This is a genomic window from Bradyrhizobium sp. Kon58 (genome assembly GCF_055807455.1).
Genome location: NZ_JBVVOT010000023.1, coordinates 84,496 through 100,679, shown reverse-complemented (window position 1 = coordinate 100,679; position 16,184 = coordinate 84,496). Strand labels below are relative to the sequence as shown.

Below are 16,184 nucleotides of genomic sequence, written 5' to 3'. Positions count from 1 at the left end.
TTTACCATAGCAATGCTATTTAATTAAATTTGGAAACGCTCTATGATTATTTAGGGACCTGGCGGACGCGTTTCCGGGACGCGGGCACAGCTGGGAAGCTTTTTACGCGGGCAAACAGTTTGTACGGTTGCGAACTACCGGGAGGCGATTTGTGTCATTGATAGAAGCGTTGCCAAATCCATCGAAGGAATATCGCTCCGACATTTGGGGCACCTTGTCCGACAAGGAGCGAGCGCAACTGCGCGCGTGGAACGACACTCAGGCTGATTTTCCGCAAGTTTGCGCGCAAGAATTGTTCGAGGCTCAGGTCGAGCGCACGCCGGACGCAATTGCGCTTACATTCGGAGAGCGCCGCTTAAGCTATAGCGATCTAAACGAGCGAGCCAACAGTGTCGCTCACTATCTCCGCAAGCGTGGGGTTGGTCCCAACACTCTGGTGGGTGTTTGCTTCGAGCGCTCTCCCGAACTGATCGTGGCCTTGTTGGCCGTTTGGAAAGCAGGCGGAGCATACGTTCCCCTTGATCCGGCCTATCCTAAGGAGCGGTTGTCCTTCATGATCGAGGACGCGAACCCGCTCGTCCTTCTAACGCAACAAGGGTGCCTGTCGCTCTTAACGACGCCTGTAGACAAGGTCATCTGCCTGGATGTCGATTCGCCAATCTTGAGCGGCGAGTCCAAGGCTAATCCCCCGTCGGCAACGATCCCCTCAAATCTGGCCTACGTCATGTACACGTCCGGCTCGACGGGCAGGCCGAAGGGGGCGATGATCGTGCATCGGGGCCTGGTCAATTACCTGTGGTGGGCGATCAAGACTTACCCCGTGGCTGCAGGGTTTGCCGTACCGGTTCACACATCGATATCGTTCGATTTGACGGTTACAAGTCTCTACACCACCCTTTTGGGCGGCGGGACCGTTGAACTTTTGCCAGAGGATGTTGGCGCTCAAGGGCTCATGGCAGCCCTCAAAGCCCCCGGAAAGCGAGGTCTCGTCAAGATCACGCCCGCGCATCTCGAGTTGCTTAACGCACAAATCGCGCCCGAGCAGGCCGCAGATGCAGCCAGCGCATTTGTGATCGGCGGGGAAAACCTCGTTGCCGAAACTCTCCGCCTCTGGCGCGAACATGCGCCTGCGACGCGTTTGTTCAACGAGTACGGTCCGACCGAAACAGTCGTCGGCTGCTGCGTGCACGAGGTTCAAATTGGTGATCCGACAAGCGGCTCTGTCTGCATCGGACGTCCAATCGCCAATACACAGCTCTACGTTCTGGAGGAGAACATGAAGCCGGTCGCGCCCGGAGTGGCGGGCGAGCTGTTTATCGGTGGGACTGGCGTTGGCCTCGGTTACTTGAACCGGGCCGAATTGACCGCGGAACGATTCCTGTCGGACCCATTCAGCACTGAAACAGACGCGCGCCTCTATCGAAGCGGAGACCTGGCTCGTTTTCGCAACGACGGCATCCTGGAGTATCTCGGCCGAGCGGATGATCAGGTGAAAATTCGCGGCTACCGCATCGAGCTCGGTGAGATCGAAGCCAATCTCGCGGCCGAACCCAACGTGCAAGCGTGCGCCGTGATTGCTCGCGAGGACGAGCCAGGAAACCGTCAGCTCGTGGGATACATCGTCCCCCGTTTCGGTGCGCTGGACATGAACGAGCTAAAGGAATCGTTGGGAACCCGCCTGCCCGAATACATGGTCCCTTCGCAATTCATGCTGCTCGAAGCCCTCCCGCTCACCCAGAACGGGAAGGTCGACCGAAAGGCTCTCCCCGCGCCTCTTGCTGCCAGCAGGGGCGAGGGCGGCCCCCCACGAACCGAGACTCAAAAGGCCATTGCCGCTGTCTGGCACGAGCTGTTGCGGACGGAAGGGATCGGCATTCAGGATGATTTCTTTGATCTTGGCGGGCAGTCTATGACTGCCGTCGGTCTTGTTGCGAGACTGCGCGCGCTCTTCAATATCAACCTCGAGATTGCTGTTCTGTTCGAGCGACCGACGATCGCCGGACTTTCGGAGGCGATCGATATGCTCGTGATCACCAACCAGAGCACCAGTACTTCTCCAGGCGCTCGTGAAGAGTTCAATCTGTGATGGATGATGCAGCCCTCCTTTCGACGCTTCGCGCCCGCGACGTCCGCCTGTGGATCGAGGATACGCAATTGAAGTGCAGCGCCCCGGTAGGGGCGTTGGATGATGAGCTAAAGCAGGCGCTTGCCAGCCGCAAGCAATCGATCATGACAATTCTCCGGCAAGCCGAAGCCCGGAATATCGAACGAACCTCGATCGTGCCTATCAAGCCAGATGGATCGAGGCCTCCGATATTTGCAGTTTCTGGCCACGGCGGCGACATCTTTTGTATGCTTCCGTTAGCGCGACACCTGCACGCGGAGCAGCCGATGGTCGGCATTCAACCGCCTGGTCTCGATGGCAGTGAGCCGCTCTCAACGGTCCAAGATCTCGCACGTTATGAAGTCCAGCAAATCCGCAAGTACCGTCCGGAAGGCCCCTATCTGATTGCAGGGCACTGTGCAGGCGGAGCTTTAGCCTTCGAGGTCGCGCAACAGCTCACAGCAATGGGACAGAAAGTGGCCCTGCTTGCGCTCATAGGCAGTGCGTATCCGACGATGTTCAATCCAACATCGCTGTTGCTCGTACGCCTTTCCAGCTACCTGAAAGTGCTGACCCCGAGCGCGTTCAAACGCCGCCTTCAATTGAGGCTCGAACGACAGAAGGGCGTGGAACTCGTGGGAGCCAGCAATCTCGCCGCCAGAAGCCGGGTAGAGAATGCAACAGTCGCGGCGGTCCACAACTATACGCCGCGGGTTTATGACGGCCATGTCGACCTCTTCATTACAGCCGACTGGTGGCATCGCGCACACCTTTGGAAGCCGTTTGCTCGTTCGGTCAGCGAACACCATCTTGAGAAGTTTGAGGTCAATGATCTATTGATCGGCGAGCACGTCGGCGTCCTCGCCGGCGCAATGCAAGAGCGGCTAAACCAGATCGGCGCCTGAGGCTCCGATACGCGCTTGGCGGCGAGAAGCCGCCAAGGTCCCGGCCGATCCCCATTCCGGGCGCACTGCAAGAATTTGGCAACGGCAGCACCAGGTCAAGACGATTGTGATGGCAGCCTGGATGCCACCCGCGTCGAACGGCCCGATTTGGCTCAAAGCGAGGAGCCGATCACTTCCTTTAACACCTCGTTCGCACCTCCGTATATGCGCTGGACCCGGCTATCGGTCCACAAGCGCGCAATTGCGGATTCCTGCATGTAGCCGTAGCCGCCGTGCAACTGCACGCACTCGTCTATGATCCGACACTGGCTATCAGTGAGCCAATATTTGGCCATGGCCGCGGTAACGGTATCGAACTGACCATTGATAAACTGCTGGATGCAATTATCCACGAACACCCGACCGACATGCGCCTCGGTCCTGCATTCGGCGAGCTTGAAGCGCGTGTTCTGCAGGTCCAGCAGAGGTTTGCCGAATGCCTTACGTTCCTTTACGTATGCGGTGGTGATTTCGATGGCGCGCTCCGCTGCCGCGACCGCGCTCAGTCCGATCGACAGCCGCTCGTATCGAAACTGATCCATCATTTGAAACAGGCCGCGCCCCTCGCTCGGGCCAAGCAGGCTACCGACGGGAACACGCACTTCGTCGAAAAACAATTCACAAGTGTCTTGAGCGTGCCGACCGACCTTCTCGAGTGGCTCGCCTACCCGATATCCCGGGAGATCTTTGGTCTCAATCACAAGCAGTGAGAGGGCCCTCGGCCCGGACACTCTGGGATCAGTCCGGACCGCGAGACAAACAAGACCGGCCTGCCAGCCGTTTGTGATGAACGTCTTTGATCCATTGATCACATAATGATCGCCATCTCTTTGCGCTGTGGTTCTGGTGCTCTGGAGATCCGATCCCGAACTGGGTTCCGTCAATCCGACCGCACCAACAAGTTCGCCAGCGGCCATTCGCGGCAGCCATCGAAGTTTCTGCTCTTCGTTTCCATAGGCGAGGATATAATGTGCAACTATGCTCTGAATGTTGAAGCCGAAGTGGACACCGCTCCGAGCAAGCTGTTCGATGATAACGGCCTCATAGGCGAAGGTCCCACCTCCCCCTCCATACTTCTCAGGTACGTCCGGAAGTAACAATCCAACCTGACCTGCCTTGAGCCAAGCCGAAGCGTCGGGGAAGCCACGTTCGGACCAACGCGCATGGTTTGGGACAAGCTCCGCTTCGATAAACTGTCGAACCGAGTTCTGAAAGATCCTTGTCTCATCGCTCATCCAAGGCGATTCAGGACGTGTCGGCATCATCATCTCAACTCACATTCGGATCGTGCACACCAACGATGCAGCATCGGCCAAGCGTTTGGCAAGGGGCGCAGGCGCCATTTCTTGAATCGGTCAAGGCAGATAGTAACAACAGAGAGAGCCAATTCGGAGCAAGACGCCGCGTGGCGGGACGATGGCTTGCCTCCTGATCGGGGATTTAAGACTGGCCCGACGTAATCGCATGGCCCTTTGCCAAATCACGCATTGCGATCATTCCGATCGACACATTCGGTCAACCTCGACCCACTTGCGTTCCGTGACAGGCATGCGTCTTCAAGCAAGACAGACGATTGCATTGTGCCGAGCACGTCCGTCGCGTGAGTGCGGCCGTCCGACCTCCAACCGACGGCAACGGCATTCGGTAGACCGCCGGTTTGGTCAACCCGAACCCCTATCTTTCGGTCTCCTGCGAGGCCGGGACAGAATCCCAGGTCGACCGACTTGGCAAAAAGGGGCTCGGCGCCAGGATTGTCATTAACGAAACTGGTAGTGCGCCCCTATTCGCTCGGAGCGAGCAGTAAAAGCGGTCCGCCCCCGTCGCAGCGACCCGTATCGAAGTGCTCCGAATGGCCAATGACTTTAACGCATAACGCAAAGCAAAATAATAAATCATATTGCAAATTTTTGTTTTATATATAATAAAATAAACCCGATTTAATATGACCCGCCGTTTCCTGCTTGCGGCTGATAGTGAATTTTACACCACCACGGCAGGCATTTTCCATAGTGGAGTAATTGCATTGTGCGGCTTTGTTGGCATTTTCGAGTTCAAGGAACCACTCGAAACGGCGCGTAACCGCGCTTTGGAAATGTCCAAGATGATCAGACATCGCGGACCAGATTGGAGCGGCGTCTACTCGAATGAAGGCGCAGTGCTTGCTCATGAGCGACTTTCAATCGTCGATGTGGAGCACGGGGCCCAACCCCTGATAGACGAAATGGCGGGTCGGGCGCTGGCCGTAAATGGCGAGATCTACAACCATGTTTCGCTTCGAGAGAAGCTGAAGCAACATCACGCCTGGAAAACGAAATCCGACTGCGAGGTCATCCTCTATCTTTATGACGAATATGGCCCCGCCGTGTGCAATATGCTCAGCGGGATTTTTGCGTTTGCTTTGTTCGATGAAAAGAAGCGTGACTTTTTTGTCGCGCGAGACCACATCGGCATCATTCCGCTTTACATCGGGTGGGATCGTGCCGGGGCAACCTACGTCGCGAGCGAGATGAAGGCTCTGGACGCCACCTGCGAAACGATCCAGGAATTTCCGCCAGGCCATTACTATACTGGGCGGGACAGGACTTTCGTCAAATGGTACAATCCATCCTGGGAGCACCAAGCGCCGACGGAAAAGGTTTCGCTTCAGAAACTCCGGACGGCACTTGAGACTGCGGTCAAGCAGCAACTCATGTGCGACGTTCCCTACGGCGTTTTGATATCCGGCGGCCTGGATTCGTCTCTCATCGCCGCCATCGCCGCGCAACACCGGTTCAAACGAATAGAATCAGGCGATACCGAGGAAGCTTGGTGGCCTCGCCTTCACTCCTTTTCCGTCGGGCTTGAAGGCGCTCCGGATATGCGCTTCGCGCGTAAGGTGGCCGAGCACATCGGAACGGTTCACCACGAGATTGTCTTCACGATCCAAGAAGGGCTTGATGCAGTGGCGGATGTCATCCGTCATCTCGAGACGTTTGACGTTACGTCAATTCGAGCGGCAACGCCCATGTATCTGATGGCGCGTAAGATACGGTCGACGGGCATCAAGATGGTGCTTTCGGGAGAAGGCGCGGATGAAGTGTTCGGCGGATATCTGTATTTTCACATGGCCCCGAATGCACAAGAATTTCACGAAGAGACTGTTCGAAAGCTGTTCGCCTTGAGCAAATACGACTGCTGTCGCGCTAACAAGGCCACAGCCGCCTGGGGGCTCGAGACGCGCGTACCATTTCTGGACAAGGAATTTCTGGACTACGCCATGTCAATAGACCCCGCGGACAAGATGTGCCCGGGAAAAAAAATCGAAAAAAGCATTTTGCGAGAAGCCTTTCCCGACCTTCTACCCGATGAGATTCTGTGGCGTCAAAAGGAGCAGTTTTCGGACGGTGTCGGCTATGGCTGGATCGATTCCCTGAAGGACTACGCGAACAGCAAGGTCACTGATGAAATGATGTCAATCGTGGAGCGGACATTTCCGAACCAGACGCCAACTTCGAAGGAGGGCTATCTGTACAGGACCATCTTCGATCGCATTTTCCAAAATCCGACCGCCTGCCTCACGGTTCCGGTAGGCCCGTCGATCGCTTGTTCGACGCCCACCGCATTTCGCTGGTCGCAGGAATTTGCGAAAATGGATGATCCTTCAGGAAGGGCTGTGCGGAGCGTGCACCTTCAGGCAACAGAGTCGGTCTGATTGTCCCTGGAGCGTCGCGGCAAAATTACCGCCCGGAGGCTCGACGAGAGTGGCTTAGGAGACCGCTAAAGGATCGGCAATGTCGAAATGGGGAAACCGAATGCATCTGCCTTCGGTCTCCCTTTCGTCAAGGGCTAAACAGCGATGAACGTGCTGATTCCAATGAACCGTTCGCGTTCGAGTACCGAGCGACTTTGGTTGCTCAGTCCTGCTTGCGACGTCGCTTCATCAGCCAATAAACGCCGTATGCCGCGGCCGCGAGCGGAATACCCGCACCGGCGATGGGCCCCGGAGCGCCATGCACCCCACCATTGGCCCAATTGGTGGGAGATCTTCCGCCGTAGACCCAGTCGTTAGACGAAAGAGCAGCGTTGTAGAAAACATAGCCGCTGGTTGCGGTACCCGACACGGCTAACAGAACTAAGACAATCTTCAAAATTGCGGACATGTTCAGCTTCCCGTCACCTGTTATAATTCTGATCTTCTAACACAAATATACATCCGACACCTGAAAATTAAACACACCGCGGCATTTGATCGCATTTATTATCAAATGCAATCCGTGACTTAGGGTTCCAGTTTTTCATAATCCGACCACTTGATTCACGATTAATTTCGCCTCTCGTCGATTTAATTTTGACGTGCACTAACTTATCGATATGGTTTGAACGGGCCTGTCCGGATTTCGCGCAAGCTTTAAACTTGCGGGTGTCTTGGCCGGCCTGTCACGGAACGCGGGAAAGACCGGATGCTGCAGAACACCGACAGATCGAGGACTGCGCTCGGCAATGCCGACGGCCCGCCGCCGGGGGGCGCGACCGGAATCGGTCCGCTGGTGAATTTGGCACGTGGATTTTTGCGTCGTCAGTACGCCATCGTAATTTTTGGCGCGGTCCTCGCCCTGGCTGCTGGTCTGATCTACCTTCGCATCACGCCACCAACTTACACAGCTCAAGTGCGCATCCTGTTGGGAAATCAAAAGGCGCAGTTCATTCAGCAACAGTCTGCCGTTGCCGAACCGTCCTTTGACCCGAGGGAAATAGAAACCCAACTGCAAATTCTCAGATCCAAGGCTATCGCAAGCGATGTCATCGACAAACTCGACCTCACGGCCGACCTGACGAGGAACACGGACTCTCCATTGACATTAATGGGACGCCGCCTTCGCAAGTGGTTTGGTGGCACACCAGGCCCCGATGAAAGCGAGTCACAGGCGCGACTGGCTGGCGACGTTATGACGGCGTTCCAAGAGCGGCTTACAGCAGCGCGCGTGAACTTGAGCAACGTGATCGAACTGACTTTCAGCTGGAATGATGCGGCGCGTGCGGCCCAGATCGCCAACGCAATTGCCGACGCGTACATCGCAGATCAGCTCAATGCAAAATTCGAGGCCAATCGAACGGCAACTCTCTGGCTGCAACAAAGAATAAAGGCGCTGGGAGATCAGGCTGAAACCGCTGAGCGCGCGGTCAACGCCTACAGATCTCAAAACAACATTTTCTCGACGGAAGGAAAACCTATCGACGAGCAGCAAGTCACTCAGGTGAATAGCCGCATCGTAGCGGCCCGGGCTCAAACGGCGGAATTGCTCGCGCGCCTAAACCGCTATGAAAGTATTCTCAAGGAGAATCCCTCTAAGGGGGAGTCAATCGGCACACTCGACGCCTCTGGATCGGATGCGCTGGCGAGCCCTATTATCAACAGTCTGCGCCAACAATACCTCGAGCTGGTCAGGCGGGAAAGCGAATGGTCGGCGCGGTTCGGCAAGGACCACCTCAGTGTCGTCAACCTGCGCGCTCGAATGCGCGAAATTCGAGCGTCCGTACTCGACGAAGTCCGCCGCCTGGCAGAAACGAGCCGGAGCGACTACGAGGTTTCCAAGCAACGCCAGCAAGATCTCGAAAAGCAGTTGTCAGAGGCCGTTTCGGTGTCACGGGCGACGAATTCGGCGGAAGTCACTCTGCGGGAGCTCGAAAGCCGAGCCAAAGGCTATCGAACGCTCTACGACACGTTCCTGCAGCGATATATGGGATCGGCGCAGCAAGAATCCTTCCCTATTTCGGATGCCAGGGTCATCTATCCCGCCTCCATTCCTCAGAGCAAAAGCAAGCCCAAGACGACAATCATACTTGCGATCGCCTTGTTCGGAGGTCTTGGTCTTGGCGTTGGACTGGGCTTGCTCAGAGAAACGATGGACCGGGTGTTCCGGACGCCGGATCAGCTCGAGGCAGCTCTGCGCCTCCCCTGCCTTTCCGTCGTTCCACTTCTGCAAGCGGCCAGGCTTCGGAAACTGAAAGCCAGCCTACTGCCGGATCGGGAAACCGGCAGGAGGACGGTTTCCACGCATTCGCCTTTGCATTGGGCCGTGATGAATATGCCGCTGTCGCGGTTTGCGGAATCGATTCGCTCAATCAAATTGGGCATTGACCTCAATCCGACGCAAACGACAAACAAGGTCATTGGCATAACGTCTTCACTGCCCCATGAGGGCAAGTCGACGATCGCGGCGTCTCTTGCCCAACTGATCGGACAGGGGGGAAAGAGCGTAATCCTCGTCGACTGTGATCTCAGAAACCCGTCTCTATCAAAGGCCCTCGCGCCGGATGCGAGCGTCGGTTTGCTTGAGGTCATTTTCGAAAAATGCTCTTTGGAAGAGGCGATCTGGCAGGAGCCAAAGACGAATTTGGCCTTTTTGCCGGTGGTTAAGATTCGGCCGCTGCTTCATAGCAGCGAGCTTCTGGCAACCGAACACATGCGCAAGTTGTTCGCTCGCTTACGAACCACCTATGACTATGTGATTGTCGACCTGCCCCCTCTGACGCCCATCGTCGACGTCCGCGCCACGGCGACGCTGGTCGACTGCTTTATGCTTGTCGTCGAGTGGGGGAAAACCAAAATCGATGTGGTGCAACACGCCCTGCACACGGCACCAAATGTCTATGAGAACCTGATTGGCGTCGTTCTCAACAAGACAGACATTCGGGCGATGCTCCAGTACGATTCCCACAGAAGCGACTACTATAGCGACGACCACTACGTGCACTACGGTCTTACCGACGCTTAACACTATTTTTGCGCGCTTTGCGTTTGTTGCATTTTGGCAACATTCTCGCACCGAGTTGCTGGGGCTGTCACGACGGCCTGTCCAGATTCCATACAAAATGGCATTCTCCCCAGCGCTGACTTTCCGACGAGCGTGCGGGGGATCTCCTGTTTACCATTGCGCAAATGACGGTGAAACGAACTGCCATGCTCCTAGTGCTGTTTTGCGCCGGGTGTTCGATCGTGCCGACGACTGGACCGCAGGGGGTCGATGTACTCAACAAATCAGAGGGCGGACAGCCAGTTAGCGTTCCTTACGCGCTTGTAAAGGTCACCCCCGAAGTCGTTCAGACGCTCGGTCAATATATACCGAGGTTGTCGACGGCATTTGCCGACCGGTCGCCGCCGAAGGCATTTCGCTTCGGCATCGGTGATATCGTCAGCGTGACTATTTTCGAGGCCGCGGCCGGTGGGCTGTTCACGTCCGAGAATGGCGTGCGGGCTGGAAACTTTGTGACAGTCCCCAATCAGGCGGTCGACGAGAACGGGAACATCGCTGTTCCGTACGCCGGAGAGGTGCGGGCAAAAGGCCGCTCGCCTACCGAGGTTCAAGCGGACATTGTCGGCAAGCTCAAGGCACGTGCGCTTGAACCGCAGGTGGTCGTCTCAGTCGCCCAGCAAAACACATCACTTATCAGCGTTCTGGGGGATGTGCGCACAGCTGGCCGCTTCCCTGCAAGCCCTTCGGGTGAACGCATCCTTGACGCAATTGCGAGAGCCGGCGGTCCAGGCACTCAAGGCTACGATATGTGGGTCTCGCTTGAGCGATCGGGTCATCGCGCCAGCGTGCCTTTTGGCGCTCTCTTGTACGAACCCACGAACAACATCTACGTGCTCCCGAGCGACGTGATCTATGTGTTCGGCCAGCCACAGACATTCGTCGCGGTGGGTGCTGCTGGCGCATCGGCCTCTGCCGGTCAGGGCCTCTACAAGTTTGACGCGTGGAGACTTTCGCTCGCGGAAGCTGTCGGCAAGCAGGGCGGCCTTAACGACTCCCTCGCCGATCCAAGCTGGGTGTTTTTGTATAGAGGCGAAACGCGCGAAGTTGCGGCGCGACTTGGCGTGGATTGTACGAAGTTTGCCGGCCCAATCATACCTATCGTTTATAATGTCAATCTTCGCGATCCGTCGGGGTATTTCCTCGCACAAAATTTCGAAATGAGGAACAAGGACGTGATTTACACATCGAACGCCGCGTCGGTTGAGACGACGAAATTCCTGACTTTCCTGCGGACCATCATGGCTACCGCGAACGACCCCATCACCTACGCGACGAACGGACTTATCCTCAGGAACACCATTCAGGGTACTGGCTCGGCAACGGTCATCACAACGCCCACACCGATTCACTGAAGTTGGCCATTGTGATGGCGACGGATCTCATCGAGCACAGCCACGAGGCCCTTTTCCTGCGACATTGATCGCAGGGAGGCGATGTCGGCCTCCGGCTCTCGAGGCAGCAGTATGTTCATTTGGCTTTACTTCTCGGCAATTTTCGTTGCCTTCGCCGTGGCGTTCAGTGCGGTTCGAGCCGAAGGTGCAACTGGCTTCGGTTGCGCCATGATGGCGGTCGCTCTTATCCGCCTCGCCTTAAGTTCACGCTTGGGTGCCATCGACAGGTTGTGCCGCAACATGCGCCCGGCTGCGCTCATTGCGCTGATCGTCCCGGGCTTATGGATATTGCTCCAAGTCGTACCGGCTCCCTCACCTTGGCCGTCTGACGCCATCTGGTCAACAGCATCCAGCGCGCTGAGAATGCCGATCGACGGGACGATATCGATCGACACCGGAGCGACACTCCTGTCATTTGCCCGGTATTGCGTTGTCATCGCAACAGGGATTGCGGTCAGCGCCGCAACCGTGGATCGACAATCTGCGGAGAATTTTCTCTACCTCCTGACTGCCATTGCAGCGTTTGTCGCAGGACTGCAGCTCGCTTCCGAGCTCGGCTACGTTCACAGCCTCGATACCGACGCCGCGGGAGCCGTCCTCGTTTCTACGATCGGGATCATCCTGTCGTGCGCTTCGGTACTTAACGTCCGGGAACAATATTCCAGCAAACGTCGCCAGCCAAAATCCAGGTTGCACGCGGTCGTGGGCCTTGGGGTAGCGACCGCAGCATTCGCCCTGGGGACATTTTCAATGATGATGCTGGGAGAGCTGACGCTGGCTTTCGCAGCGATTTTTGGGATGAGCGCCCCGGTCAGCATCTATATCGTTCGAAAATGGCGCTGGGGAAGATGGGGCAAGGCGGGGGTTTTGACCACCGGCGTGGTTGCTCTTCTTGGTTTCGTGGCCATCGCGCCGCTCAAAACGGACGTGGACATCACAAAATTGATGTCCCCCCAAAAAAGCTGGAGTGCGACAGACCTGCTGCTGTCAGATGCAAGGCCATTTGGCTATGGAGCGGGCGCCTTCGAGGACATACTTCCGGTCTACCGTGACGTTGGCGACGTTACTCGCCACGTCTCCGAAACCGCGGCGACGATCGTCGCGGTAGAGATGGGCCGGACCTTCCTGCTCGCTGCGATCCTCGTTATGGCTGCAGCGGCCATTGTTCTTGCGAAGGGGTCGTTGGCTCGCAGCAGGGATTACGTTTACGCCGCTGCGGGCGCTGGCGTCTTAGTGACGACCGCGATGACGGCGTTCATTAACAGCGACGCCTTGAGCTTTTCAGCGCTGCTGATCATCAGCGCATGCATCGGCCTGTCGTATGCCCAAAGCCGAAGCGCAATTGAGAACGTCGTTTCATCGCTGCGAACTCGCGACGTCGACAGAACGCATCCAGTTGTTGCCGGGCTGACCGTTGATAGACCCTTGATGCGGTCATGCTGCGCCCTGTTCGGACTATTGCTGGCAGCGCAGGCAACCTGGGTATTGCTTCCAACGTACTTCCTGTTGGGAACCAAGACGGTCGCCTTTGGAGCGACGTATCCGCCGGTCTCGGTCCGTGAAAAGAATAGCCTTGCGAATGCTGCATCGATTGCCATCGCTCGTGGCGATCTGTGGGCAGAATACGGTTTTGCAGGCGCGGCGCTGTTGCAAGGGACGCCGACACGAACTTCTGATGAAGCTGTGCGTCATGATCTTCTCAAAGCCTTGAGATTTTCTCCATACCGAAGTGATGTTTGGCTGACATTCGCGTTGCTGGCGGACCAGCATAAGTGGGGCGCCTATGATCCAGGCGCACTGCTTAAGATGGCGTACTACACGGCTCCCAACGACGTTGAACTCGTACCAGCGAGGATTAAGCTTGCGCTGCGCTTGAGCGGCGCGGTTGCCGATCTCGAGCTTCAGGACATGATCAAGCGGGACGTCAGTCTCATTGTAAGCCGACTGCCGGCTCTGAGGCCGACACTCGTCGAAGCTTATGCTTCGGCAAGTGTTGACGGACGGCGCCTTGCCGAACGACAAATCGCCGAGACTGACCCGGTCTTTCTGAAGGAAATGCGGCCGCGGTGAACGTTATGCCTCTCTCCTCGAGGGCTCAACGTGCACGAGCCCTGCGCGCTGGAGTTTGGCTCGAACACACATCCCGGTGACATAGCCAATTTGAAGGAAGGCCTCCGCGGCTAATCCCCAGAGAAAAGCAGCATAGACGCCGTTCGACGCGCCCCAACAAAGCGCTTCTGCGAACGTGAACAACGCCAAAAGCAGGAGCGTCTCAACGCGGAAACATAGCCCTGCTACGTCTGCCTCCGGTGGGGGCGGTCTTGTGGGGCTGAGCGGATTGCTTTGTAACAGCATTTATGGACAGCCATAAGTTCAGTACTCAGGTTGAGCGTCTCGAGATGGTCGAGACCGGCCGTCGCCGTCATTGGACGGACGACGAGAAGCTGAAGATTGCTTGAGAGCATGCACGCGCCGCGGGCGATTTCGTCGACGGCGCGGCGGCGCGGGATATCGCGGTCGTTGCTGCTGACGTGGCGTCGGCTGTTCGCTGGGGTAGTGGTGTGGCTACCGAGCAGCCCAAGCCGGCGTTTGTGCCAGCGGTCGTGGTGAGCGCGGCAGCATCGCCGAATGCGCTGCCGATACAAGTTGCCACGCGGGCGAGCGGCCGGATGGTGATCGAGCTGGGCAATGATCGCCGGATCATCGTCGATGTTGACGTCGACGCGGCCGCGTTGTCGCGGGTGCTCGGCATTTTGGAGCGCCGATGATCCCGGTCGCAGCAGGCGCGCGGATCTGGATCGCGACCGGGCATACCGACATGTGCAAAGGTATGCAGGGCTGGCGCTCCTGGTGCAGGAAGGCTTCGGGCGTGATCCGTTTGCCGGGGACGTCTTCGTGTTCGGTCGCGCCTGCACTTTGATTAAGGCGTTGTGGCACGACGGGATCGGTTTGTCGCTTTGCGCCAAGCGGCCGGACCGAGGTCGCTTCATCTGGCCATCGGCGGTGGACGGCGTGGTGGCGTTGACCGCGGCCCAGCTGGGCTATCTGTTGGAAGCGATCGACTGGCCCAATCCGCAACACAGCTGGCGTCCGCAGAGCGCTGGATAGGCTGCGCAAAAATCCTCTGAGATTGTAAAAAGCCGGCGCCAAGCAGCTTTTATGATTCCATTGAGGCATGGAAGACGGCCTCGAAAAGCTGCCGGACGACATCGAAGCGCTGCACGCGGCGTTGCTTTGCGGCGCGCGCCGAACTCGCCATCGTGCGCGCGGACGACCTGGCGCTGATCGCGCATCTGAAGCTGCAGATCGAAAGGCTGAACCGCGATCGGCATGGTTCACGCTCGGAGCGCACCGCACGTCTGCTGGATCAGTTTGAGCTGACGCTGGAGGAACTCGAGACCTCTGCGACCGAGGACGAACTGACAGACGAAATGGCCGCGACAAAGACTGCGAACGGGACGACGACTGTGGCGTCGTTCAGCCGCAAGCGCCATCGCGCAAGCCGTTCCCCGATCATCTGCCTCGCGAACGCGTGGTCGTACCGGGACCCATGGCGTGCGCCTGCTGCGGCGGGATGCGGCTGTCGAAGCTCGGCGAAGACATTACCGAGACGCTGGAGGTGGTTCCGAAATCCTGGAAGGGGATCCAGCACGTCCGGGAGAAGTTCAGCTGCCGGGACTGCGAGAAGATCAGCCAGGCGCCGGCGCCGTTCCACGTCATCGCCCGCGGCTGGGCCGGCCCGAGCTTCCTGGCGATGGTGCTGTTCGAGAAGTTTGGCCAGCACCAGCCGCTGAACCGGCAGGCCGAGCGCTGCGCCCGGGAAGACGTGCCAGTCAGCCTTCGACGCTTGCCGACCAGGCCGGCGGCTGCACGCTCGCGCTGATGCCGCTGTTCAATCGCCTCGAAGCCCATGTGCTCGCCGCCGAGCGCTTGCACGGCGACGACACCACGGTGCCGGTTCTGGCCAAGGGCAAGACCTCGACTGGCCGGATCTGGGTCTATGTCCGGGACGACAAGCCGTTCGGCGGACAGGCCCCGCCAGGGGCTGTGTTTTACTACTCACGCGATCGCGCCGGCGAGCATCCGCAGGCGCATCTGGCGAGCTACAGCGGGATCTTCCAGGCCGACGCCTATGGCGGCTATGGCAGGCTGCCGCAATGCGGGTCCAATACTGGAAGCCGCCTGCTGGGTCCACGCTCGGCGGCCGTTGTTCGTGCTGGCCGACCTGGCCGAGAACGCACGCCGCAAGGCGCAAGGCGGCAAGAAGCCGGCGGTGATCTCTCCCCTGGCGCTTGAAGCCGTGCGCCGGATCGATGCTCTGTTCGAGATCGAGCGCGGAAGAATGGCGAGACGCAGGAACGGCGCCGGGCCGTGCGGCAGGAGCTGAGCGCACCGCTTGTTGCCGATCTGGAACGCTGGATGCGTGAGCAACGTGCCAAGCTGTCGCGCGGCAACGACGTCGCCAAGGCGATGGACTCCATGCTCAAGCGTTGGAGCGCGTTCACCCGCTTCCTCGACGACGGCCGTATCTGTCTATCCAACAACGCAGCAGAACGGGCACTCCGCGGCATCGCGCTCGGCAGGAAGTCCTGGCTTTTCTGCGGCTCGACCGCGGCGGCGATCGCGCCGCGCTGATGTACAGCCTGATCGTCACCGCCAAGATGAATGACATCGGCCCGCAAACCTGGTTGGGTTTCGTTCTGGACCGCATCGCAGAGCATCCCGCCACCGGCTCGACGAACTCCTGCCGTGGAATTGGTGCGACACGATCCGGCGCGTCGATCAGGCCGCCTGAGTGGTCCTGCCGTGGTTCTCACCGAATGCTTACCCTGCTACCAATCCGATGAGGACATGAGCAACTTATAATTGCATCTCTGCTCGGGCAATTTCAGAGTATTCTCGCGGATTCGAAATCCCCAAAGCTGGTTGATTAGCCTAGCTCGGGTCTTCG

10 protein-coding genes and 1 pseudogene are annotated in these 16,184 nt (G+C 57.9%); 9 read left to right on the top strand and 2 right to left on the bottom strand.

Features of this window, described 5'->3' with window-relative positions; all coding sequences use genetic code 11:
* Window positions 1-151 precede the first annotated feature (151 nt).
* Together AC0L20_RS29180 and AC0L20_RS29175 are read left to right on the top strand one after the other, a co-directional pair.
* Window positions 152-2,086 carry a non-ribosomal peptide synthetase gene (locus AC0L20_RS29180; RefSeq protein ID WP_473294093.1) on the top strand — a complete coding sequence of 645 codons (1,935 nt, stop codon included), beginning with the start codon at window positions 152-154 and terminating at the stop codon, window positions 2,084-2,086.
* Entirely contained in the window at window positions 2,086-3,009 is a 924-nt protein-coding gene (locus AC0L20_RS29175; protein WP_007606839.1) for a thioesterase domain-containing protein, read from the top strand. Before AC0L20_RS29180 ends, AC0L20_RS29175 begins: the two co-directional genes overlap by 1 nt.
* 152 nt (window positions 3,010-3,161) lie before the next feature.
* Here AC0L20_RS29175 and AC0L20_RS29170 read toward each other — a convergent pair whose 3' ends face one another.
* The gene (locus tag AC0L20_RS29170; RefSeq protein ID WP_473294102.1) at window positions 3,162-4,313 is read right to left on the bottom strand and encodes an acyl-CoA dehydrogenase family protein; all 1,152 of its coding nucleotides are present in this window, start codon (window positions 4,311-4,313) and stop codon (window positions 3,162-3,164) included.
* A gap of 677 nt (window positions 4,314-4,990) precedes the next feature.
* Here AC0L20_RS29170 and asnB point away from each other — a divergent pair.
* Complete coding sequence (gene asnB / locus AC0L20_RS29165) at window positions 4,991-6,739, top strand: asparagine synthase B (protein WP_473294091.1); 1,749 nt, start codon at window positions 4,991-4,993, stop codon at window positions 6,737-6,739.
* Window positions 6,740-6,941: 202 nt separating this feature from the next.
* On the opposite strand, the gene AC0L20_RS29160 is transcribed toward asnB, so the two are convergent.
* The gene (locus AC0L20_RS29160) at window positions 6,942-7,187 is read right to left on the bottom strand and encodes a hypothetical protein (RefSeq protein ID WP_007606836.1); all 246 of its coding nucleotides are present in this window, start codon (window positions 7,185-7,187) and stop codon (window positions 6,942-6,944) included.
* Window positions 7,188-7,487: 300 nt separating this feature from the next.
* Between AC0L20_RS29160 and AC0L20_RS29155 the strand changes: the two genes are divergently transcribed.
* From AC0L20_RS29155 to tnpC, 6 genes and pseudogenes are all read left to right on the top strand, one after another.
* Window positions 7,488-9,803, top strand: a complete 2,316-nt coding sequence (locus tag AC0L20_RS29155) for a polysaccharide biosynthesis tyrosine autokinase (protein ID WP_007606834.1) — start codon at window positions 7,488-7,490, stop codon at window positions 9,801-9,803.
* 185 nt (window positions 9,804-9,988) lie between these two features.
* Window positions 9,989-11,194, top strand: coding sequence for a polysaccharide biosynthesis/export family protein (locus AC0L20_RS29150; RefSeq protein WP_035973828.1), 1,206 nt, complete (start codon window positions 9,989-9,991; stop codon window positions 11,192-11,194).
* A gap of 111 nt (window positions 11,195-11,305) precedes the next feature.
* On the top strand, window positions 11,306-13,303 hold the full coding sequence (locus AC0L20_RS29145) for a hypothetical protein (protein ID WP_473294090.1): 1,998 nt from the start codon (window positions 11,306-11,308) through the stop codon (window positions 13,301-13,303).
* Window positions 13,304-13,794: 491 nt separating this feature from the next.
* Window positions 13,795-14,001, top strand: a complete 207-nt coding sequence (locus tag AC0L20_RS29140; protein ID WP_231171088.1) for an IS66 family insertion sequence element accessory protein TnpB — start codon at window positions 13,795-13,797, stop codon at window positions 13,999-14,001.
* Complete coding sequence (tnpB, locus tag AC0L20_RS29135; RefSeq protein ID WP_371258308.1) at window positions 13,922-14,341, top strand: IS66 family insertion sequence element accessory protein TnpB; 420 nt, start codon at window positions 13,922-13,924, stop codon at window positions 14,339-14,341. Before AC0L20_RS29140 ends, tnpB begins: the two co-directional genes overlap by 80 nt.
* A 67-nt stretch (window positions 14,342-14,408) precedes the next feature.
* Window positions 14,409-16,028: pseudogene (tnpC, locus tag AC0L20_RS29130) on the top strand (IS66 family transposase).
* Window positions 16,029-16,184 lie beyond the last annotated feature (156 nt).

Excerpts from the sequence above, each read along its gene's own strand:
- AC0L20_RS29150 (WP_035973828.1), top strand. The coding sequence starts at position 9,989 with ATGCTCCTAGTGCTGTTTTGCGCCGGGTGTTCGATCGTGCCGACGACT.
- AC0L20_RS29175 (WP_007606839.1), top strand. The coding sequence starts at position 2,086 with ATGGATGATGCAGCCCTCCTTTCGACGCTTCGCGCCCGCGACGTCCGC.
- AC0L20_RS29170 (WP_473294102.1), bottom strand. The coding sequence starts at position 4,313 with ATGATGCCGACACGTCCTGAATCGCCTTGGATGAGCGATGAGACAAGG.
- asnB (WP_473294091.1), top strand. The coding sequence starts at position 4,991 with ATGACCCGCCGTTTCCTGCTTGCGGCTGATAGTGAATTTTACACCACC.
- tnpB (WP_371258308.1), top strand. The coding sequence starts at position 13,922 with ATGATCGCCGGATCATCGTCGATGTTGACGTCGACGCGGCCGCGTTGT.
- AC0L20_RS29160 (WP_007606836.1), bottom strand. The coding sequence starts at position 7,187 with ATGTCCGCAATTTTGAAGATTGTCTTAGTTCTGTTAGCCGTGTCGGGT.
- AC0L20_RS29145 (WP_473294090.1), top strand. The coding sequence starts at position 11,306 with ATGTTCATTTGGCTTTACTTCTCGGCAATTTTCGTTGCCTTCGCCGTG.
- AC0L20_RS29155 (WP_007606834.1), top strand. The coding sequence starts at position 7,488 with ATGCTGCAGAACACCGACAGATCGAGGACTGCGCTCGGCAATGCCGAC.